Below are 21,024 nucleotides of genomic sequence, written 5' to 3'. Positions count from 1 at the left end.
AATGACCAATGACAAATGACCAATAACCAATGACCTCCCTACCTAATTGACTATACTGCCACCTAAGGTTTGCTTAAGCCATGCTGTTGCCTTACTTGCTGCTTCTTCCACCACCTCTGTTTGGTCGTAAAATGCAATATGATTTTCTGTAGTCATCCAGTGTAGATTTTTCCGATTGGTTGGGATGCTATTGAAGAAGCGACGCGCACCATCTGGAACTAAAGCTGTATCGGAGTGAATGACCAAAGTAGGAGCCTTGATATCACGACCAGCGTTAATTGCATTAAATTGTAAGAACGGCTCAAAGAACATCACTGCCGAACGATTGACCCAACCATGATGGGAACCACGGGAAGTTCGGTAATAGTCATAAGCTTCCTGACCGGGCATCGCCACGTTTTGGTTTTTCTGGTCAACATTTGTCATGTAATCAACTTGACCGGTTTTTTCATACTTAATACGGGCTTCTCTTCCCATCTTGACACGTGCTTCGTAGCGATCGCCGAGCCATTGACGCATCACTTGAGGGTCATGATAGAAACCTGCCACAGTTACAAGGGCATTAATGGATTTATCTATTGCAGCAGCCTTGGCTGAGTATCCACCACCCGAACAAATACCCAACAAACCTACTGCATCCTGCTTAACTTCCGGTAGTGCCCGCAAAAATGTGACGGCATTGTGAATGTCCTGCACTTTCATTTCAGGGTTTTCAAACTGGCGGGGCATTCCTGCACTTTCACCAAAGGTGCGATGGTCGAAAGTCAGGGCTACAAATCCTTCCTCGGCTAATTGACGGGCATAAACTGCAGGAACTTGTTCTTTGACGCTCGACTGGGGTCCAACCACAACCACTGCTGGCTGTGCTCCTTTATTTATAGTTGTAGGAAGATAGAGATTACCTACGACTTTTGTACCCTGGCTGAGAAACTGGACTTTCCGGACAGTAATCTTATTTGCTGTAGCAGTTTTGGTAACACCAGGCATGAGAGATTCTCCAATTTTTTGCCGTTCGGCATTGCTAATTTGGGGCAAGGTCAACAAACCAACAGAAGCCAGCGTGAGTGTTGTTAAAGCAATTTTTTTAACTGAAAGCATGGTTGTTTTTCCTGAGGTTTTTAAGTTTTTGATTTTTTGGACTTATGACTCAAATCGGCTTTGTTGTTTGCCGATAGCTCAATAATCCCAGGAGGCAGCCGAGAAAAAATTGGAAAATCTTGCTCAGTTTTTAAAGCGATTTTGCAAAAGCTCGTGGAGTCATACCAAAAGCACGTTTAAAGACATTTGTAAAGTGTGCTTGGTCGAAGAAGCCAACGGTAACCGCAACGTCTGACAGGGGCATTTGACCTGTTTGAATCAGTGCTTGTGCTCGTTCCAGTCGCAGGCGCAGGACAAACTGATGGGGTGCTAATCCTGTGGTTTTCTTAAACAAGCGGGAAAAATGAAATTCAGAAACTTGGGCTGCTTCTGCTAGTTGAGTTAAGTTTAGCTCTGCACCAAGTTGTGTCCGGGCTAGTGCGATCGCATCACGCAATTGGGTTGCAGACAATTTACCTTTTGGGCTTAGCGGCTTTTTGGCTTTACGGCTATGACAGTTTAATAAATGCAGTGTAAAAGCAAGTGATAGTGTTTCTGCGTAGAGGGGTTCACCTGGTGTGGCTAGTTCGGAAGCGATCGCCCTTGCATAGTTGTAAGCTAGTTCATCACCGATACAACGCCGTTCTGCAAAGGTGTCAATAGCATCCGGAGTTCTGTCTTCAAGGATGGTTTCAATAAACGCAGGCTTGATGGCAATTGCAGCCACCGTCATTTCATCCTGCCAAAAGGGGGTATTTGTTTCACCGTTAGATTGCAAGCAAAATCCTCCAGGCGGAAGGATAGCTTCGTGGGTTCGCCCACCTGTTCGCCAGCCAAAGCGCACTGAACCCCCCAAATTAATAATCAATCGATGATCTTCAATGTAATGTTCTGGTAGTTCCATTGGCGTCAACCGGTGAACTTCGAGAGTCAGACGATCGCGCCATCCTGCTTGAACACTTGACAGAACCACAGATCGGTCTGGAGCAGATGGAAAACGCTGCCCGGTCTTTGGATCGATTAAATTGATGTTACTGTGCAACTGCATGGTGCAGGATTGATTGCGTGATTTTTAGATTTTTTGAGATTTCTTACTTAAGCTATCAGATTCGTCTTTTAATAGCTAGGTTACGTGAAAAGGATATTAAAAAGCTTTGAACTCTGGAAAAACATTCTCTAGCATTTTTTGCCGTAGCAAAAAATCTCACCACTAGACCGATGCTCTAGACATTTAATTGGGTCAAGATGTGAAAATCTCAATTTCATAAATGATGCTGCACCTACAAACTATTAAGGAATGAAGGTTTCCTATGAATGTCTTCCCCCTCAAGTAAGAGTTTATTATCGAGCCATAAGGATAAATTTAGGGAGTATTTTAGTAGCTTTCTTTGTGTAAGATTACACATACAAGCAGGCAAGCTTTGTGCCAGGTAGTATTAATATATGAGAGACATTAGGTTGAGAATGGTGAATATAATATTTTTCCAGTACTTATGTACTTATTTTATTGATGTTATCTGCGAGCACTTTACTTAGGTAATTTTTTCTACTGTATAGCTTGGGGGTTTCATTTACAATTTGCAAAAACAGAGTAGTATCAATCAAGCCTACCATAGGTAATCAGATGCTGATAGTTACTATTAATGAAGCTAACACGATGCCTTCAAATATCTTTATAAAGTAGAGGTAGCAGCAATTTAGTTAGTATAAGTTTCTAATGTATATAATATTCTTGTAAACTAATAAATAAATTTGAAATAAATGTGATTCGTATGAAGATGGAACCTGCTTACACTTCTGTGGGAAAAATTTTTGAGTACAAACCCATGTTTTTTATTCCTAAGTATCAAAGAGCTTATGCATGGGAAGCAGAATCTGTTGAAGATTTTATCAAAGATTTGAAAAACTGTTTTGAGAGAAGAAAATCACAGAAACCTGTTAATCATTTCTTTGGAGGAGTTCTCTGTGTTAGATATCCTGTTGCTGGAGCTGTTAATCAATATGAATATGAAATTATTGATGGGCAACAAAGGATTTCGACTTTTACACTATTGATGGCTTGTTTAATTAAGATATATAGAGAGTTGAAAGAGGAAGCTAAAAATTTAGGAGATGCAAATAATGAATTTATTTTGTTGGGACGAATTAAAGACCTTTCTGAAAGATTTATAGAGTTTCGACAAGAAGTTCAACGAAAGGTAAATTCCGTCGAAGTAATGAGACTTTCAAGAGTGGATCACCCCTTTTATAGAGAACTTATTCGTGGAATCAATCCATCTCCTTCAAGAGATTCTCATCAAAAGATTAATCACGCATACCAAAATCTGCTAAAAGCAGTACGAACTATCATCAGTCTATCAAAGTTAGAAGAAAAAATGGACGATATTGAAATAATACAAAACATTATAGATAATGATTTTACAATACTATACATGGTGACGGATAGTAAAGAAGATGCGTTTAGATTATTTCAAGTTATTAATGATAGAGGAACAAATTTAACAGTTGGCGATTTATTAAAAGCAAAAACTCTAGAGATTTTAGAAGGTTTTCAGGACTATCAGAATAGTTGTGAAACATTCTGGGATAATATACTTGCCGATTCTCCGTCAGATACAGCTAATTATCTCAACTGGATTTATGAGTCATACAAGGGTAAAAGAGCTAAACAGGATGAACTATTTGATATACTTCTGGATGGTTTCTTCCCAGAACATAAAAAGCATAAAACAGAAAATTTTGCAGCTTTTGAATCTGAAAAAGTATATCAAACAGTCAAAAATATACATGAGGATATTTTTAAGTGTAGAAAATTGCTAGAAGGGCAATGGCTATTTACATCACAACAACCAATAACTAATTGGGATAGGGCTCGCTTAAATCTTCTTTTAAAAGAACTCGATCATACTTTATCTATACCTCTCTTTCTAGCAGCCTCACAACTGGATCATAAGACGTTCTCGGAAATGGTGCAGATTGTAGAAAAAGTTTATTTTAGATATAAAATAATAAGTAATCAGCACGCTACACCATTAAAAAACATTTACTATGAAGAATCACTTGCTATTCGGAACAACTCAAATTCTTATGATATCTCCGCATTAAGAAAAAAACTACAAAATCTCATTAATTCAAAAGCATCAAATTTTACGTTTAAAAATGGTCTTGAAATATTAGAATATAAAGAATCCGGTGGCAATAAACCTCTTAAATATTTTTTGATGACTCTAGAGTATTATTATCAATGGTATAAGGATGGCAGTACAGGCACTCCATTATGTAAAGATAAAAGTAGAGTTTATGACTTTGCTGGAACTTCCATTGAACATATATATCCACAAAATGCAGTTAAAAATTTTAAGAATGAAAGTTTGGAAACCTTAAAAAATACATTAGGAAATTTGACCATTTTAGATCCGGCACAGAATACATTAGGTGGAAACGAACCTTTTGAAGCAAAAAGATCGCTTTATCAAGCATCATCAGTACTATTAACTAGAAATATAGCACTGAATGATAATTGGGGTGAAGAAGAAATCAAAAATCATAAGAATTTACTTATAGATATTGCGTTAAAAGTTTTTTATCCATAGTTGTCAACTACAAAAGACAAATTTATATGAAACCAAGGATGTACAACTACTATTCTTGAAAGAGAAACGGTTTCAACTGATATGGCACATCTATGTATCAGTCAAAATATCGTGTTGCTCCTTAAAAGTTCTCTCTGTGCTGCTTAAGCCGAGATTGCTAGCTAACAAATCAATACCATCAATGATTTTGGTTAATTGAGAGTTCTCAACACGTAGACCAAAAAAACCTCTTTCCCTGTAATCTGCCCTGTCTTGAAAACCGCAATCGCATGACTAGCTTGGAAATTTTTTCAATTTAAATCTCCTCCTGTCAAAAGGTTAAGCGATCGCACTTTAGCTGAAGGTTTCTAATTTCCATCGCTAACACCCCACTGAAATTTCATCGCATGAAGCTGTGTTATCAAAGCGGAAACTTCAACATTTGAACCAACAGGTGCTAAATGCTCATTAAGAATTCGTTGAGCCGTCGCGAAATCTTGAGCACCTATAGCATCAACTCCTGTATGGAAAACAAGACGATTGACTTGTGCAAGGCGAGCAGCTAAAAGTTGTAAAAGAGCCATCAATATACGATTACCTCCGTAAGCACCGCAGCCCCAAAATCCTGTATGAATAATTACAACTGGCTCTCGCTCTGATTCAGAATATGATTCCACCTTTGCTGCTGAAAATCCGGTAAACGCTGTAGCAAGAACATACTGGATCTCTTCCTGAGTGTAAAAACCATAGCCGCTTAAAGGGGCTTCCATCGCAATAATATTAGTGACTGTGGGCGGATTAAGTGGTTTCGTTGCCAGTTCAATAGCTTCTGGTGTGGCACGTGCAAAGTTGTTTCCATAAAGCCCGTAGGGTCTTGCTTGTTCTATGTTGGAATCGGTAGCGATCGCACAGCGCCGTTCCACCCCACGAATTAATACGGGTGTGGGTTCTCCAGCCTCTACTGTCAATGGCTCGATCCCTCCATCCAGCAATGCTTCTCGCAGAGAACCAAGTGCAGGATGTTCAGCCACTTGCATCTCATCCTGTGCGAATAGCGGACCACTGTATGCACAAAACAGGTCAGAATGAGCAAAATTTAGATACCACTCCACTTCGTCATTTTTCTCACTTAATGGTTCGTATTCAAAGTAACCGTTTCGTTCCTCGAACTCAGTACGATGGTTTGAAGAAGAAAGAATGGGTGGAAGTGGCATCGCACGCCATCGTGAAAACATTACTTCACCACTATGGAAGCCGCCAGGTGGACAAGCAATTTGATAAACTATTTTTTTATTTTTGTTTTTTAGTTTGGGTGGATAAGCATCTACCAGATGTTGGGCATTAAATGTATGGCGGCAAATCAGACTATTTAAAGATTTGTCCATGACTCTTTTTGAATATGGAATATGCAATCTAGCGATACCATTTTATTACTAACCCTCCCAAATCATCCAAACTAACATTCCGAGAATTCTCTCAACAGGTGGCAGGGGATAATCAGTTAAATCAATAGTCACCATGTTATCCTCAAGCTTGAGAAATCTCCATTGAGTGCCGTTGCTAACAGAACCATAGATGATAGGAATTGGACGGTTTTTTGCTGCATTAAACCGTTGTGCTGCAACCATTTCAGCAATGCATTGCCCAAATCCAGTTCTTAAATCGGCTTTTTTTGCCTCAACGATCGCGATCGCAGGTGCTTCAATTACGCGCTGTTCCGGTCTCTTGTCGAGATAGGGCTTGACGAGCCAGATCCGAAAATACTTTGCCAATTGAAATACCTCGGTGGCGGGCAATTTCTTTGACTGCAAAGAGTACATCTTCTTCGATATCCAGCGTTGTACGCATACCCTTCTCCGTTCAATTACCGTTAACGTGCTATTCATTAAACTGATGCTAACGCATCAAATAATTGGTGTCCAAACATTTTTTTGGCTTGCTGCTCAGGTAAGCTGGCAGATGGAATCCTATAATACTAGTCGTCCTTCTTATCAAACAGTTCTAACAACCCTACTGTGCCTACAAAAAAAGTATAAGTGCCATATTTGATGGGCAACTTTTTTCTTGAAGGGGCATAAAAAGCTGCTATAACTCCCTCAAGGAAATGTATGGCAATGGCAAAACGTTCAACCCAAAAAACAGGATTTAGGCTACTTGGTAGTTTACTGTTAGTAAGGACTGCATAAATATTCCATAATTCCAATCCAATTGCACTTGTTATGAGGACTATAGATATCACTTTTATAGAATTAGAAAAGAGGTTCCTTGTATACTTTAAATTCATGCTATTTACCAAAAATTTTGTGCTACGTAATGGGGAGAAGTTGCTGTGTCAAGGAATCAGAACCAGATTGGTCAACTTTTGTTAAAGTCTATGCTTCGCCTCCTGGTTGGGGAAGACAAACTACGTTTTTACGAGACTATCGATTGGCAGCACCAGAGCGATCGCTATCGGCAAGCAGACCTAATTTATCCAATATATTACAGCAGTGAAAATTTTCACGGTATTGAAGGCGGCTACTTGAATTGTATAGCAGCTATGACCTATGATCTAGTGACGGCATTCGCTTCGCCACCTAGTGAAGTTTGGATTCGCAAGCGGTTAATGACTGCAATTAAGTGTCAGCCAACAAGGATACTGGATCTGGGCTGCGGTACGGGTTCCAGCACGTTGATGTTAAAGCAAGCTTATCCACAAGCGGAAGTTATCGGATTGGATTTATCTCCATATATGCTGGTTGTGGCGGACTACAAAGCGCAGCAAGCAGGGTTAAACATACAGTGGCTGCATGGGCTAGCCGAAACGACTGGTTTAGAGGAATCTTCTTTTGATTTAGTGACAGCTTCCTTTTTATTGCACGAAACACCGCCCAAAATTTCCCACTTAATTTTGCAAGAATCTTTCCGCTTAATTAAACCAGGAGGACAGTTAATTATTCTCGATGGGAATCAAAAAAGGCTTCGTCATGCCGGATGGCTGATAAAAATCTTTCAAGAACCTTATTCAAAAGTCTATGCCACAGAAAATGTAGATGATTGGATGCACGCAGCTAAATTTGAAAGCGTGCAAACAGAATATGTCGGGTGGATTAACCAAGTGACGCACGGTATTAAAAAGATTGCCTCACATTCCTAATTTTTGTAAAGATGGCAGATACTTCCCAAACTTCTTCATAAATTAGATGGCTTAATTCACTACATCTGCAATTATGACGAACTTACTGGGTTACCGAATCGGGAGCTATTTCGCGATCGCTTTCCTGTGAATATGCTCAAAATCGATCGCTTATTTGTACAGGATATAGTATCCAATTCTGATAGCGTAGCGGTCACCGATGCCATCATTCCCCTAGCAAAGAGCTTACAGCTAAACATCACGGCAGAGAGAATAGAAACGCCAGAACAGCTTGATTACCTGTTCCAATCGATCCACAAGTACCCAATCGCTCAAGTTGGCTCTAGTAGAAGTGGTAATGAGTAGAGTTACAGTCTCTTTGCCCAAATCGACACCTAGTGGATTCACTCTTGCGTCAACAATCCGAATATCCGCTGCGGTGGCTGGTTGTGCAGGCAAGGTTGGTCAGTCCCCACTCGCACATCTAGTGGATCGCCATTGTCATCGTTTGTATGGAATGACTGGGACTGAAACGCAAAGAGTGCCGCTACCCACTCATTGCGATCGCGGAAGTGAACAAACAGTCCGCCATCTTGGAAAACCCCATGAGTAAGTAATGAATACACTCCAAAACTGGAGCTAATTTAGATTGATGGAATAAACGCGAGTGCCTCATCGCATACAACGACTCAGTTAAACCTAACAACAAGGGCAATTACCTCAATTCCTGATGAAGTTGAAACTTTAGCTAGTTTTTAGAGAATTGGTATTAGACGTTTCAAAAGTGAGGGAACAGGAATAATCTGTTTCTCAAAAATAGCCAAAATTTGAATGGGCTCAATTGCCATTGAATCAGTAATTACACGGTTTTTATAATTAGGTAGTCCTATGTTAAACTAAATACGCGTATGTTAAAGGGAGTGCATTTACCGTGAATCGATTGAACGCAGGATGTGTGGAGTTTTGCCATACTTTATGGCAATTAAAAGCTCGCTCACGATGGCACCATGTCAATATTAGGAAAGGAGAATATTATCGTTGCTAGTTAGAACATAGCAATGATGGTATTCAAAAGAATCATTTTAAGAAAAAAAATGAGCAGCCAGGGTATCTCTTAATTCTTAAAAAGCTTCTACCACTAAGGCACATTTTTAAATTTAAACGTCATAAAAGATATACAGTATTTTTCAGGTAAATGGAGTACATAGGTAGGGAGAGTCAACTGAAGAATGAAGGATGAAATATAAAGTAACCTCTATTAATAAATTGAGGAACTTCAAATTATAACTTTTTTCAAATGCCTTTATTGATTGAGGGTTTTGTCTCCATCTCTCAACCTATTTTTCATCCTTTATCCTTTATCCTTCATCCTTCATCTTTTTTTGGGTGCTCTGCCATGATGTTAATCTTACCCAAAGAATGATTCATGGCTACTGATTTTATCAATGCAACGGTTGATTGGAATGCTGTTCAAGGACAGACAAAAGATGAGCATTTTGGAATAAATGTTTACAGGGCAGTTGCTGATACTGCTAACTCCAAATATCACAATAATATGAGTTACATGAGTCCGGGAATGATCCGCTTGCACAATATGGATTTCATGAAAGACTCTAGCGCCGAACATGGGTTAATAGATAACAAGAACAAAACTTGGGATGCCAAAAAGGTGGTCAATGCCATTAAAGCTTCTATTGACGCTTTTGGTACGGATCAGCCTCAGCGTATGTTCAACATTCCTTCATGGCCCAGTTGGATGGATGCGAACAACGATGGTTATCTAGATGCCGACCAATTTGACAATTATGCTCAATTCTGTGCAGATTTAGTCAAAATCGTTAATCAGGACAATAAACTCGGTGTTCAATATTGGGAAATTACCAATGAGAAGGACAACGAGTACTTTGCTCAATTTTATACTAAAAACGGTTGGGGAAGGCTCATAGACCCAAATCAACCAGACCGCATGGACGAATTCATTACTATCTACAATAAAGTGGCTCAGGCGATGAAGGCGGTCGATCCGAGCATTAAAGTGGGTGGACCGAGCATTGCTCGTTCTGACCTCACTCCGTTCTATCAAAAGTTTATTGAAGGAACAGTAGAGAATCTCGACTTCTTCACCTACCACTATTACGCATCAGGCAGCACTTCTACTCCAGACGCTAAAGTCTTTAATGCTTCAAATTCAATTGGAGACTACACAAAAAAGATTGTTGAAACACTAAAAAAAGCTAGCCCCAATCGAGAAATTCCCGCCATATTGGGTGAGTATAACATCAGCTGGACTTGGGATATCCAAGATCCGCGCATGACCAATAACAAAGGAGCAGTTTTTGACGCACTGTCAATGATTGAGGCAATAGAAAATGGTGCTGCTGCTTCACTCTCCTGGAATGAAAAAGATGATATCTACGGCAAAACAAATTATTATGATGTTTTGCGCCCAGGCGGCGAATTGCTGCACTTGTTTAATACGTATTTAGTTGGAAATCGCATCTCTACAACTAGTAATGACAGCACTATCACTACCTTTGCCGTAGATCGTCCTGGTTCTCATAAAGCCTATGTGCTAATTAACTCCTCAGACAGCCCTCAAGCAGTCACAGTCCGATTCAACAATTGGAATTCAACACAGTCAAGTGTCAGTAAACATATTATTTCTGCCTCTGGTTACGACCAGGAAAATACTGCTTGGACTGAGATAAACAACGGCACAGTCTTGCTACCACCAGGCTCCATTATCCTCTTTGAAGATAAAGAAAATAGTGGCAGTTCTAATGTTGCTTTACCGACTACCCCTGAACTTGGCTCTAATGTCCCAGTGATTGTACCTGACACTCCTACTAGCAGCACTAATGTTGGATTACCCAGCACTTCTGACGTTAGTTCTAACACCCCGGTAATTGTACCCGATACTCCTATTGCCAACGAGGGGAGTAGTACTAGCTCTAATATTGACTTGCCCAGCACTTCTGACTTAGGCTCTAATAGCTCAGTGGTTGTATCTAACACTCCTAGTGATGAAGAAGGGGGTAGTAATAGCACTAATATAGAGTCGCCTAACACTTCTGAAGTTAGTTCTAACACCCCAGTAGCTGTACCTGAGGTTCCTAATAGCAGTGATAGTCCTAGTGGCAGTTCATCCGATACTCCAACCACTTCTCAGCAGTCCACTACACCACCCCCAGCGAGTTACTACAATGAGCCTGAACGCTTTGATAATATTGAGTTCTCTAATAACAATGGCTCAAGCACTAGTGATAGTTCTCAATTACAAAACAGTAGTAATAATAGCCAGGTAGTATCCAATACCTCGGTTACCTCATCCGACACTTCTGGAAATCAAACTACTGCTCAAAGCACGACAGGCAATAGCGACAGCATAACTGCGGTCAGTAGTTCTGGTTCGGATACTTTGTCTAACACTTCTGGAAATCAAACTACTGCTCAAAGCACGACAGGCAATGGCGACACCATGACTGCGGTCAGTAGTTCTGGTTTGGATACTTTGTCTAACACTTCTGGAAATCAAACTACTACTCAAAGCACGACAGGTAGTGGCGACACCATGACTGCGGTTAGTAGTTCTGGTTCGGATACTTTGTCTAACACTTCTGGAAATCAAACTACTGCTCAAAGCACCACAGGCAGTGGCGACACCATGACTGCGGTTAGTAGTTCTGGTTCGGATATTTTGTCTAACACTTCTGGAAATCAAACTACTGCTCAAAGCACGACAGGCAATGGCGACACCGTGACTGCGGTCAGTAGTTCTGGTTCGGATACTTTGTCTAACACTTCTGGAAATCAAACTACTACTCAAAGCACGACAGGCAATGGCGACACCATCACTGTAGTCACTAGCTCAACTGACTCTCAAGGGCTACTGCTCGACTTTCGTAAGGTAGACCTTAATAACAATGGTCAGATCGATAACAAAGTCTCAGTTAACTTCAACGATATTAGCAGTGATGCACTCTATAACAACTCCTTAGGATTCTACAAAGTTGTTAATGCAGATGGAGCAGTTCTCGATTCCTTAACAGGCAAACTTATTTATCCAGATGAGACAAGTTATGCCCAAGTGGCACTTGAACAACGGGTATTGGGGGTAGACCTAAATCGGAATACAGGCAAGTTTGTTGCTCAACTTGAGGGTGGAGCGTTATATGCGCCTTACCTAATTGCAAATGGCACTACACAACAGTATCTTAACAGTGAGGCTAGCAATCAAAAGAGCGATCAAACACTGCAAGTATTCTTTAACTATGGATCTGCGAATTCTGACAAGATAAATCACGTCAAACTACTCGGCAATAATCAGCTTGGGTTTGAGGATACGCTTGGTGGAGGAGATCGAGACTTCAATGATTTTGTCTTCAAAGTGAAAGTGCAAAGCACCTAATTAGAATTTTGTAACGTCTAGCATTCAAGGAGAATAATCATGACGGAACAGCTTAAAATTGCAGTTGTCACAGGCAGTAATCGAGGATTGGGGTATGCGATCGCCCGTAAGTTAGGGCAACAACAAGACATTAAGGTAATCGTCACGGTCAAAAGATATAGAACGCAACAGAGAACTGGCACGTAAGTCTTGGAATTAACATTCGCTCTTTCCAGGTGCAAGATGTAAGTTAATCAAACGTAAGCCCCAAAGCAAACGTCATTCTTAAAAAAAGCTTAAATAAGGAAGTAATCAACTCAAATTGGGTATTATTCTTAATGTTTATCAAAGGTTAGAAATTGTCCCAAGTTTCTGGGATTCGTTAAAATTCAACAATAACGATTAATTTTTGTCAATGTGTCTAACTCATGATTAGTAAAATACTTAAGAGAAAATTGGCAGTTCTTTTTCAAGGCTTAGATGTCGATAAAAACGGCTTTGTAGAGCGAGAAGACTTTGTTCAGATTACTGCTAATTTTGCGCGGATACGTGGTTGGGAACCTGGTTCATCTGATTATGAAAATCTGCATAATCAGCTGATATCAATGTGGGAAAATTACTGGATTGATGCCGATCTTAATAAAGACAACAAAGTTTCTTTAGATGAATTTATCGAAAGCTACAGTAAGCAATACGCTATAGATAAAGACTCTTCAGCAGCAGCTTGGCAAGAACCAATGGCGACTTTGTTTGAAGTAATAGACATCAATGGTGATGGGAAAATTGCTTTAGAAGAATACAAACAGTTGCTCACGGCATTTGGTTTTAATGCGAGTGGGTACGAAGAAATTTTTCCAAAACTTGATACCAACGGTGATGGTTATATCTCCAAACAAGAGTATTTACAGCTGATAAAAGAATACTGTGGGGAGAACCCAGAAGCTACTGGTAACTTGTTTTATGGTTATTACTGATATTGCCAACTGCCGAGTATTAATACCAATTCTCTGTGAAGATGTACTTAACTCTCAAACGGGCATCATTTACACCATTGTAAAAACGGTCTTAACTGTCAGAGTACCCGTGAGAGGTTAAGAGAATTGCACATTTGTCAAGTAGGTGCGAAAAAAGGGGATAGATTTAGCTTGGGGACTGGTTTTCGCAGAGTTTTGACGACTCCTAAATCTTGATTCTCTTTAGCAGCAAAGTATTTAATCGGGTCATCGGCGTTACCTCGATCGTGAGCAACACTAAAATGATAAAGTCCGCGATAAATCATCTTCAAAGAGCTGACAAAATTATTCTGTTGTAACAACTCTTGTTTTTGAAGAAGATTAACTCTGTCAACAACTTATCTAATAATGATAATCAAATACTGGGGAAGGAGGCAAGCGTCTCTCGCCTCCTTCCCAACCCCCCTGCTACAATTATCATTTTTATTAATAGCTTTTTGAGTATTTTAGCTGATTGACAAAATGCACTTTTTCTTAACCTATCACGGGTACGAAATTGTGAGTCTGCTTGAACATAAACGCGGTATGTTCGCCCAAATTCGTTAAAATCATTTACATAGCGCGAACCGATGAAAGTTTGTAGGGCTAGTAGCTGTTAGTTTTTGTTGCCAATCAGGAATAGATTTGAGTCGCTCTTTCAGTTCAGATGTTATTGAGAATTGGCTGGGAGGGTTTCTCGGCAATTGGCTTAGTACAAGATTTTGTAAATTCGTAGCTAATTGACAGCGCCTGAACAAGGAAGCATTCCAGCATCAACTCTGCTGAGATAAATCCATAAAATTGGCTAACTTGTAAACTATCCGCGCACCCACGTTGCCATCCCACTCTGCATCCCCAACTTCGCAGAGATCGAAGCCAATAATTTTTCGACCGCTATGAACTAATTCACGGAATAAACAAAATGCTTGCTCCAATTCTAACCCACCGGGAACAGGAGTCCCCGTCTTTGAACAGAGTTTGGGATCGAGACCATCGACATCAAAGCTAATATATACTTGTTCGGGCAAATGACTGATAATTTCTCGGCATATCTCAATCCAAGTCGTGCCAGAGTAGAGCTTTTGTTTAATTATTGGGTCGTAATAAGCCACAATTCGATCGTTGGATTGGTTAATCATTTGCACTTCATCATGGCTAACGTCACGTAAGCCTACTTGCACTAACTTGGAAATTTGCGGTATCTTCATGGCATTAAACATGATAGATGCATGAGAAAATTCAAATCCCTCATAGGCATCGCGTAAATCTGCGTGTGCATCAATGTGTAAAATACCATAGTTTGTGTAGCTGTTTGCTAATGCTTGGTAATAGCCTAATGGCACACTGTGATCGCCTCCGATCGCAGCAACTCTTTTACCATTCGCGATCGCTTCGTTACACTTTTCAAACAGCCATTGATTGACCTGTTGGCAAGCTTGATTAATTTCTGTCAGGACTTGTGTTAAATCGGGCGTATCTGTCAGTGGTTTGCCTTGCTCCAAGCGCTGGATAATTTCCGCCGCACGGGCGCGATAATATTCGTTTTTCTCTAGAATATCCTGAGGAATTTCCGCCATGAAAATTCCCTGTTTCCATCCTTCTGGATTATCAAAATCAAATAAATCGAGTTGCGTCGAAGCATCTAGAACGCGCTGCGGACCATTGGAAGTGCCTGCACCATAAGAAACGGTAACTTCCCAGGGTACACCAAAGACAATTAGTTTTGCCGACTCGTAATCAAAGGGCAAACCAAGGAGATTGCCATTGATTTGACCGACGCCGCTAGGATTGTAGTCTTGGAGTTGATGGCTCATTGTCTTATAGATATACGTGGGTAGATAAAACACCGCATGGTGGATACTGCATTATGATATTATGCTTGTGCTAAAGATTGGCAGCTGCAAAAGTATTGCATTGTGCGGGGTCGCCCGTTTGGATACCCTGCTTAAACCAGCGTGCTCTCTGGACCGAAGTGCCGTGTGTAAAGGAATCTGGGCTAACGTATCCTCTTGCCTGACTTTGCAAGCGATCGTCCCCAATACTGCTAGCTGCATTCAGTGCTTCTTCAACGTCGCCTGCTTCCAGAACTTGCCGCGATCGCTGGGCATGATGCGCCCAGATGCCAGCAAAACAGTCTGCCTGTAACTCCTGCCGAACTGAAAGCTGATTGGCTTCTACTTGAGAGACTTGACGCTGCTGTGCGCGAACTTGGTCGGAAATGCCCATAAGAGTTTGAACGTGGTGTCCAACCTCGTGAGCAATGACATAGGCTTGGGCAAAATCTCCTGGTGCTTGGTACTTATTTTTCAAATCATTGTAAAAGCTTAAGTCAATGTAGAGCTTTCGATCGCGAGGGCAATAGAAAGGACCAACTGCCGCACGGGCATAGCCACAGGCAGATTCTACTGCACCCGAGTAGAGAACTAATTTTGGCTCTACATAATTTCGTCCCATTTGCCGAAAAAGGCTATTCCATGTATCCTCTGTATCTGCTAGGACAACGGAAACAAAGTCAGCCAAGCGATCGTTTGTCGCAGAGCCTTGTGTTTGAGGAGATTCCGGGTAAGAGCGATCGCTTGGTGCTTGCTCTTGCTCCCAAATGGCACTAGGGTCCCCTCCCAACAAAGCAACAATTAATGACAAAACAATTGCCCCAATACCACCTCCCACAACAGGTGCCGAAACCCGGTTGCCACGCCTGTCCTCAACATTGGTGCTTCTACGACCAAATTCCCAGCGCATAGATTAGAATCTCCCAACGACTTAATGTGGTAGGATGCAAAAAATTTTCTACAAATGCACCAAAAATATAAGAAATTCCGGCGATTGGAATCATCTGTCACAAGGAAAGCAGTTATTGGATAAGTAGTCCTACTTGAGGAAGGCTGTATTGGAGCCAAATTTATTCCTCCACCGATGGGCTTGGTCTGTGGATAGCTATTTATACTTATTGACAAGTTATTTAAAGGTAGAGAGTGATACCATCGGAGTAATCGAATTCTACTGATATGTATCGAACCTTCATCCCTGGCATTGCTCCACCTACAGTACAGTCTGAACCCGCTTGGTGGTTCGCCTTTGTTGGCAATAAGTTGCTGGTTTGTTCTGAAGGAACAACTACCCAAATACCCAAGGTTGTTAGTTTAGCAGGAATTGGCTTGGAGCCAGTGCGATCGCAATTCCTAGGCACCTTGGATGGCAATGGGTGTTACTCTGTTGAACTACCAAAAGATGCGACGATCCCAAATGGTATGACTTTGATGGGGTTGCGAGAATTGTACGGTGTTTTGGATGAAGACTTATATGCATTAAGCGGTCGTGCCATTCAGATTATAGAATGGGATCGCACCCACCAATACTGCGGTTACTGCGCGACTCGAACAACCCAATTACCCAATGAACGTGCCAAGCGTTGTCCGAGTTGTGGATTAGTGAATTATCCTCGCCTCTCGCCTGCAATCATTGTTCTGATTTCTCGGGGTGAAGAAGTGTTATTAGCACGCGCCCCTCGCTTTCCAGTCGGGATGTATAGTGTACTAGCTGGATTTGTGGAACCAGGAGAATCTCTGGAAGAAACGGTAGTGCGCGAAGTCCGGGAGGAAGTAGGGATTGAGGTCAAAGATATTCGCTATTTTGGCTGGCTGGGTGAATTTCCTTGGCCTATTGCTTTCCTCTTCGCTTCCTTAGTCGTGGTTACAGGCCCAACTGTTATCAGTCCCCTGCTCAAACAAATCAATGTTGATAGACAGGTGGCAACGCTTTTGGAAGGAGAAGGTGTTCTAGTTGACCCAGTGGGAGCAATTCTTGCTGTCGTCGTGCTCAATACCATCGTCAACGACCATACTGACTTTGTCTCAGCAGCTAGCAGCTTGATGATGGGTCTGAGCATCGGCGGTGCTATTGGTTCAGCCGGTGGCTGGCTGATGTCTTTTATTTGCAAACGGGCTAATTTTCTCTCATTTGAGTTAAAAAACCTGGTGGTTTTGGCAGGTTTGTGGGGCTTGTTTGCTTTATCTCAAATGATTCGCAGTGAGTCGGGGCTGATGGCAACTGTCGTGGCAGGAGTTGTATTTGGAGATTCCTCAGTGCCAGAAGAACGATTGTTGCGACGCTTCAAAGGTCAGCTAACGATTCTCAGTGTTTCGGTTTTATTTATTTTGCTAGCCGCCGACTTATCTATCGCTAGTTTGTTTGCTTTAGGTTGGGGTGGTGTCTACACTGTCTTAGTACTGATGTTTGTTGTTCGCCCAATCAACATCCTCTTGTGTACCTGGAATAGTGGGCTTAACTGGCGACAAAAGCTATTTCTCAGTTGGGTTGCCCCAAGGGGTATTGTTTCTGCTTCCGTCGCCTCGTTATTTGCAATTTTGCTGACACAACGCGGTATTAACGGTGGTGAGGCTATCAAAGCTTTGGTATTCTTGACCATTATCATGACCGTGGTTTGCCAAGGACTAACAGCCGGCTGGGTTGCCCAGTGCTTGGCAATCACCTCAAAAGAGGCAACCGGGGCAGTGATTGTTGGTTGCAATCCTTTGAGTTTATTGGTAGCTCGGTTGTTTCAACAACGGGGAGAAACAGTAGTCATGATTGATACCGACCCACAACGTTGTCTGCAAGCAGAAGCAGAAAATCTCCGGGTGATTGCTAGTAGTGCTTTAGATACCGGAGTTTTGGAAGAGGCGGGGCTTGCCTCAATGGGAACTTTTTTAGCAATGACTAGTAATGGCGAAGTCAACTTTGTTTTGGCGCAACGGGCAGCAGAAGAGTTTGACCCACCCCGTGTTTTGGCAGTTTTTCCAAGAGATCCGCAAGCAACTACAACAACAAAAGAGAATAAGGTCGATCAAGCTTTTCTTTCAGACTTATCAATAAAAACCTGGAATGATTACCTCAATGACGGGCGGGTAAAGTTGGGAACCACTACACTCAGTGATTCTGATTTTGAGCGTCAGCAAGAGCATTTGCAAGGATTGATCGGAGCAGGGGAGTTAGTACCGCTTTTGGTAGAACGAGAAGATCGTATCTGTGTTACAGCCGCCTCCCAAGAGTGGGAAGTGGGCGATCGCGTTATCTACCTGTTGCATGACCCCAGACCCAGCCTTTTAAAACGGCTGTCTGGTAGCAACCAATCAACTCGCCTGTCTCTGGAAAACTTATCGGAGGTTGAAGAAATACCCTTGACAAAGCTATCTCAACTTTCTACCAGTAACCAAATCATGAGTAATTCGTAATTCGTAATTATTACCCCACTGATAAATTTGGGGGTTTACCCAATAAAGGAGACAACACCCTTTTTTTCTTTTTCATAACTAAAGTTATAATTGCGAATTACGAATGTTGGGGAGAGTGGCGTTCGTGCAAACCTACTCTTGCTAAAGTCTTGATTAAGCTTGGGCATCCACAGGTTTTTGTTGCACTTTATCGGTCTGGGGTAGCTCTTTTTCGTTGTCCATTTGCTTCATTTGCCGTTCTTGCCACAGCACACAACTGAGGTGAACCACAGCTAGCACTAGGGCGGCAACCGAGACGATATAACTGTGTATGGTGTATAAATGTTGAACAGTTACAGTGCTAATGCCTGCACCGCCAGTCAAAATATCTCTCAGTACCGAACCTATAAAGGGGATAGCTTCAATGGTTCCCAGTTCTATGCTAAAACGCCAAAATCCTTCTTGATCCCAAGAGAGAATCATTGCCGTCCAACCCAAACCAATTGCACTTAAAGTAAACAAAATTCCACTCACCCAAGCAGCCAACCAACTCTTGGTAAATTGTCTGCTAACAAACATGACCACAATTTGAATGAGTGAGACTCCAACGACTGCATTACCAGCGAGCGCGTGTGCTTTATGGAACAACCAACCATAATGCAATTGCGTATCGATCGCTCTTAAGGATTGGTAAGCCCTACCAGCTGCAGGTTCATAGTAAAAAGACAGCAAAATTCCTGTTGTCGCACCAATCAAAGTCAGGGTAATAATGACTACAGATAATACCGTTGTTATTCGCCGCAGAACCATATCTGACTGAGTGCTGTGCATGGCTCTCGTGCTCCTTCTTTTGTGCAAATCATTTACTTTTATTACATTTTAGCCAACAATTATTAACTTTATTTAATTTTTACAATGAGAAAACTTAAGAAAACTATAGAGTGTGTACTGCCCAACAACTACACACCGGACATTGCCCACCCTTAATGAAAGTAAAATTTATACATCATAGAAGATGCTCTACCCAAACCTTCAAAGGCTCTGGTGAACCATACCAAACTCCAGAACTTCTGGGAGAATGGTTCACTCCTTCAACGACAATATTTTGCGCCCCTTCCAAGCAAGCAGCTTCAATGGGTGTAATACCATCACCCCAAGTGTTCCCTTTACCGCAGGTCAACTGATAACTGCTATAGGCTAACCAACTGCCCCGTCGTCTTTGTCCATAAATCGTTTTTCCTGCCACACAAACGTAGCGGACATTTTTGTAAAATGCCCCTGGGTAGTTATCATTAACAAAATCCAAATTCCAACGCGTCCAGCGTTCCTGGCTAATATGTGGTGTACCTAAGGTAATCAGAGTAGCAACAACAGAGTGAGCTTCCCATAGATTTGGTTTGACCTCACCTCTTCCTAAGTAAGGCTTCTCACCCAAGTAAATGCGGGATATCCAGCCTCCTGCTGAGTGACCAATTAAGTTCACTTGCTGAGCGCGGTATTGCAGCAATACCTGTTTTACAGTGGAATCAAGTTGCCGCACAATAGGCGTTACAGGTCTGCCGCCAAGAGCAGGTATCCAGTCTCGCCGCCGCAACGGTACTGTAACGGTAGGAAAACCCAACTGTTGCAAGGATTGTTCTAGTTGACGGTAAGCAAGAGCGCTTTCTAAAAATCCAGGCAAAATAACTGTTGGTAATGGCATTATAGATTTTGAACCGCAAATGAACGCAGTTAAATATTTAAACATTATCTGCATTTATCTGTGGTGACAACTTGAAATTTGTATTGGAAAACCCCAAGCGATCGCTTACACCTAAATTACTGTGGAAATTGGTACTCTTTACGGCATCAGTGTGGGAACGGGCGATCCAGAATTGATTACGATTAAAGGTCTCCGTTTACTCCAAAAATCATCGGTAGTCGCATTTCCTGCGGGAGTCCAGGGTAAACCAGGAATGGCACAGAAAATTGTGGAACCCTGGCTGAGTCAAGAGCAAGTGCAGATGGCTTTAACATTTCCCTACGTGCGGGACATAGCAGTGCTGACACAAGCATGGCAAAAAGCAGCAGAACAAGTTTGGCAATATTTACAAAACGGTCAAGATGTAGCTTTTGCCTGCGAAGGTGATGTCAGTTTTTACAGCACATTTACTTATTTGGCACAAACATTACAACAGGAACATCCACAAGCCAAGGTGCAATTCATACCGGGTGTTTGCTCGCCAATGGCAGCAGCATCGATATTGGGATTACCGTTGACAATTCGACAACAGCGACTGGTAGTTTTACCTGCGATCTACAATATTGGAGAGTTAAAAACAGTTTTAGACTGGGCTGATGTTGTCGTACTTCTAAAAGTGAGTTCGGTCTACAAGGAAGTTTGGCAGATGCTGCAGCAGCACAAATTGCTAAAACGTAGTTGGGTGGTAGAAAAGGTAACTCTACCAGATATGGTTATATACTCAGACTTAAGCGATCGCCCTGATTTGGAGTTATCCTACTTTTCACTTTTAATTGTGAAAGTCAGAGAAGACGAATAATTAAGATAGCGATCGTTATTTTAAGCGGTGCGTCTGTCGGTGCAACTTTTTAGTAAAATAGTACGTCAATGCTGGAAAATAAAAAATTCAGAATTGACAAGATGACTGTGTCAAGTCAGCATTAGGAC

At 41.6% G+C, this 21,024-nt stretch carries 16 protein-coding genes and 3 pseudogenes; 8 read left to right on the top strand and 11 right to left on the bottom strand.

Annotation, left to right across the window (positions count from 1 at the left end; genetic code table 11):
* Nucleotides 1-42 precede the first annotated feature (42 nt).
* Both ACYRY3_RS32285 and ACYRY3_RS32280 read right to left on the bottom strand, forming a co-directional pair.
* Nucleotides 43-1,098, bottom strand: coding sequence for an alpha/beta hydrolase (locus ACYRY3_RS32285; protein ID WP_460205744.1), 1,056 nt, complete (start codon nt 1,096-1,098; stop codon nt 43-45).
* Between the two features lie 130 nt (nt 1,099-1,228).
* The gene (locus ACYRY3_RS32280; protein WP_460205743.1) at nt 1,229-2,125 is read right to left on the bottom strand and encodes a helix-turn-helix transcriptional regulator; all 897 of its coding nucleotides are present in this window, start codon (nt 2,123-2,125) and stop codon (nt 1,229-1,231) included.
* Between the two features lie 730 nt (nt 2,126-2,855).
* Between ACYRY3_RS32280 and ACYRY3_RS32275 the strand changes: the two genes are divergently transcribed.
* Nucleotides 2,856-4,670 carry a DUF262 domain-containing protein gene (locus tag ACYRY3_RS32275; protein WP_460205742.1) on the top strand — a complete coding sequence of 605 codons (1,815 nt, stop codon included), beginning with the start codon at nt 2,856-2,858 and terminating at the stop codon, nt 4,668-4,670.
* Between the two features lie 347 nt (nt 4,671-5,017).
* Here ACYRY3_RS32275 and ACYRY3_RS32270 read toward each other — a convergent pair whose 3' ends face one another.
* The 3 genes and pseudogenes from ACYRY3_RS32270 to ACYRY3_RS32260 form a co-directional block, all read right to left on the bottom strand.
* Nucleotides 5,018-6,034: a hypothetical protein gene (locus ACYRY3_RS32270; RefSeq protein ID WP_460205741.1), complete on the bottom strand. Its 1,017-nt coding sequence runs from the start codon at nt 6,032-6,034 to the stop codon at nt 5,018-5,020.
* 48 nt (nt 6,035-6,082) lie between these two features.
* Nucleotides 6,083-6,382, bottom strand: a pseudogene (locus ACYRY3_RS32265) (hypothetical protein); the annotation flags it as partial.
* Nucleotides 6,383-6,624: 242 nt separating this feature from the next.
* Nucleotides 6,625-6,933 carry a hypothetical protein gene (locus tag ACYRY3_RS32260; RefSeq protein WP_460205740.1) on the bottom strand — a complete coding sequence of 103 codons (309 nt, stop codon included), beginning with the start codon at nt 6,931-6,933 and terminating at the stop codon, nt 6,625-6,627.
* Nucleotides 6,934-6,978: 45 nt separating this feature from the next.
* Here ACYRY3_RS32260 and ACYRY3_RS32255 point away from each other — a divergent pair, with 45 nt between their 5' ends.
* Nucleotides 6,979-7,785: a class I SAM-dependent methyltransferase gene (locus ACYRY3_RS32255; RefSeq protein WP_460205739.1), complete on the top strand. Its 807-nt coding sequence runs from the start codon at nt 6,979-6,981 to the stop codon at nt 7,783-7,785.
* Nucleotides 7,786-7,902: 117 nt separating this feature from the next.
* Nucleotides 7,903-8,067 (top strand): annotated as a pseudogene (locus ACYRY3_RS32250) (EAL domain-containing protein); the annotation flags it as partial.
* Between the two features lie 101 nt (nt 8,068-8,168).
* Here the strand turns inward: ACYRY3_RS32250 and ACYRY3_RS32245 are convergent.
* Nucleotides 8,169-8,390 (bottom strand): DUF2278 family protein, encoded by a 222-nt coding sequence (locus ACYRY3_RS32245; protein ID WP_460205738.1) that lies wholly within the window; start codon nt 8,388-8,390, stop codon nt 8,169-8,171.
* 800 nt (nt 8,391-9,190) lie between these two features.
* Here ACYRY3_RS32245 and ACYRY3_RS32240 point away from each other — a divergent pair.
* From ACYRY3_RS32240 to ACYRY3_RS32230, 3 genes are all read left to right on the top strand, one after another.
* Nucleotides 9,191-12,172, top strand: a complete 2,982-nt coding sequence (locus ACYRY3_RS32240; protein ID WP_460205737.1) for a DUF4114 domain-containing protein — start codon at nt 9,191-9,193, stop codon at nt 12,170-12,172.
* Between the two features lie 39 nt (nt 12,173-12,211).
* Nucleotides 12,212-12,358 carry a hypothetical protein gene (locus tag ACYRY3_RS32235; RefSeq protein ID WP_460205736.1) on the top strand — a complete coding sequence of 49 codons (147 nt, stop codon included), beginning with the start codon at nt 12,212-12,214 and terminating at the stop codon, nt 12,356-12,358.
* A 221-nt stretch (nt 12,359-12,579) separates the two neighbouring features.
* Nucleotides 12,580-13,125, top strand: coding sequence for an EF-hand domain-containing protein (locus tag ACYRY3_RS32230; RefSeq protein ID WP_460205735.1), 546 nt, complete (start codon nt 12,580-12,582; stop codon nt 13,123-13,125).
* A gap of 152 nt (nt 13,126-13,277) precedes the next feature.
* Here the strand turns inward: ACYRY3_RS32230 and ACYRY3_RS32225 are convergent.
* The 3 genes and pseudogenes from ACYRY3_RS32225 to ypfJ form a co-directional block, all read right to left on the bottom strand.
* Nucleotides 13,278-13,439 (bottom strand): annotated as a pseudogene (locus ACYRY3_RS32225) (IS4 family transposase); the annotation flags it as partial.
* Nucleotides 13,440-13,916: 477 nt separating this feature from the next.
* Nucleotides 13,917-14,957 carry an agmatinase SpeB gene (speB, locus tag ACYRY3_RS32220; RefSeq protein ID WP_460205734.1) on the bottom strand — a complete coding sequence of 347 codons (1,041 nt, stop codon included), beginning with the start codon at nt 14,955-14,957 and terminating at the stop codon, nt 13,917-13,919.
* A 70-nt stretch (nt 14,958-15,027) separates the two neighbouring features.
* Nucleotides 15,028-15,885 (bottom strand): KPN_02809 family neutral zinc metallopeptidase, encoded by an 858-nt coding sequence (gene ypfJ / locus ACYRY3_RS32215; RefSeq protein WP_460205733.1) that lies wholly within the window; start codon nt 15,883-15,885, stop codon nt 15,028-15,030.
* Between the two features lie 266 nt (nt 15,886-16,151).
* On the opposite strand from ypfJ, the gene nudC reads away from it, so the two are divergent.
* A complete protein-coding gene (nudC, locus tag ACYRY3_RS32210; protein ID WP_460205732.1) occupies nt 16,152-18,377 on the top strand; it encodes an NAD(+) diphosphatase in 2,226 nt (741 codons plus the stop codon).
* A gap of 153 nt (nt 18,378-18,530) precedes the next feature.
* Here nudC and ACYRY3_RS32205 read toward each other — a convergent pair whose 3' ends face one another.
* Nucleotides 18,531-19,187 carry a cytochrome b N-terminal domain-containing protein gene (locus ACYRY3_RS32205; RefSeq protein ID WP_460205731.1) on the bottom strand — a complete coding sequence of 219 codons (657 nt, stop codon included), beginning with the start codon at nt 19,185-19,187 and terminating at the stop codon, nt 18,531-18,533.
* Nucleotides 19,188-19,362: 175 nt separating this feature from the next.
* Nucleotides 19,363-20,058, bottom strand: a complete 696-nt coding sequence (locus tag ACYRY3_RS32200) for an esterase/lipase family protein (protein ID WP_460205730.1) — start codon at nt 20,056-20,058, stop codon at nt 19,363-19,365.
* Between the two features lie 121 nt (nt 20,059-20,179).
* On the opposite strand from ACYRY3_RS32200, the gene ACYRY3_RS32195 reads away from it, so the two are divergent.
* Nucleotides 20,180-20,896, top strand: a complete 717-nt coding sequence (locus tag ACYRY3_RS32195) for a precorrin-2 C(20)-methyltransferase (protein WP_460205729.1) — start codon at nt 20,180-20,182, stop codon at nt 20,894-20,896.
* The last annotated feature ends 128 nt before the right edge of the window (nt 20,897-21,024 follow it).

Source organism: Scytonema sp. NUACC21, assembly GCF_054684315.1.
This window is presented reverse-complemented; position numbering and strand designations above follow the sequence as displayed.

Bases quoted from the DNA above. Each gene is read 5' to 3' on its own strand.
- ACYRY3_RS32205 (WP_460205731.1), bottom strand. From the start codon at position 19,187: ATGCACAGCACTCAGTCAGATATGGTTCTGCGGCGAATAACAACGGTA.
- ACYRY3_RS32285 (WP_460205744.1), bottom strand. From the start codon at position 1,098: ATGCTTTCAGTTAAAAAAATTGCTTTAACAACACTCACGCTGGCTTCT.
- ACYRY3_RS32230 (WP_460205735.1), top strand. From the start codon at position 12,580: ATGATTAGTAAAATACTTAAGAGAAAATTGGCAGTTCTTTTTCAAGGC.
- ACYRY3_RS32235 (WP_460205736.1), top strand. From the start codon at position 12,212: ATGACGGAACAGCTTAAAATTGCAGTTGTCACAGGCAGTAATCGAGGA.
- ypfJ (WP_460205733.1), bottom strand. From the start codon at position 15,885: ATGCGCTGGGAATTTGGTCGTAGAAGCACCAATGTTGAGGACAGGCGT.
- speB (WP_460205734.1), bottom strand. From the start codon at position 14,957: ATGAGCCATCAACTCCAAGACTACAATCCTAGCGGCGTCGGTCAAATC.
- ACYRY3_RS32260 (WP_460205740.1), bottom strand. From the start codon at position 6,933: ATGAATTTAAAGTATACAAGGAACCTCTTTTCTAATTCTATAAAAGTG.
- ACYRY3_RS32280 (WP_460205743.1), bottom strand. From the start codon at position 2,125: ATGCAGTTGCACAGTAACATCAATTTAATCGATCCAAAGACCGGGCAG.
- ACYRY3_RS32200 (WP_460205730.1), bottom strand. From the start codon at position 20,058: ATGCCATTACCAACAGTTATTTTGCCTGGATTTTTAGAAAGCGCTCTT.
- ACYRY3_RS32270 (WP_460205741.1), bottom strand. From the start codon at position 6,034: ATGGACAAATCTTTAAATAGTCTGATTTGCCGCCATACATTTAATGCC.
- ACYRY3_RS32240 (WP_460205737.1), top strand. From the start codon at position 9,191: ATGGCTACTGATTTTATCAATGCAACGGTTGATTGGAATGCTGTTCAA.
- nudC (WP_460205732.1), top strand. From the start codon at position 16,152: ATGTATCGAACCTTCATCCCTGGCATTGCTCCACCTACAGTACAGTCT.
- ACYRY3_RS32275 (WP_460205742.1), top strand. From the start codon at position 2,856: ATGGAACCTGCTTACACTTCTGTGGGAAAAATTTTTGAGTACAAACCC.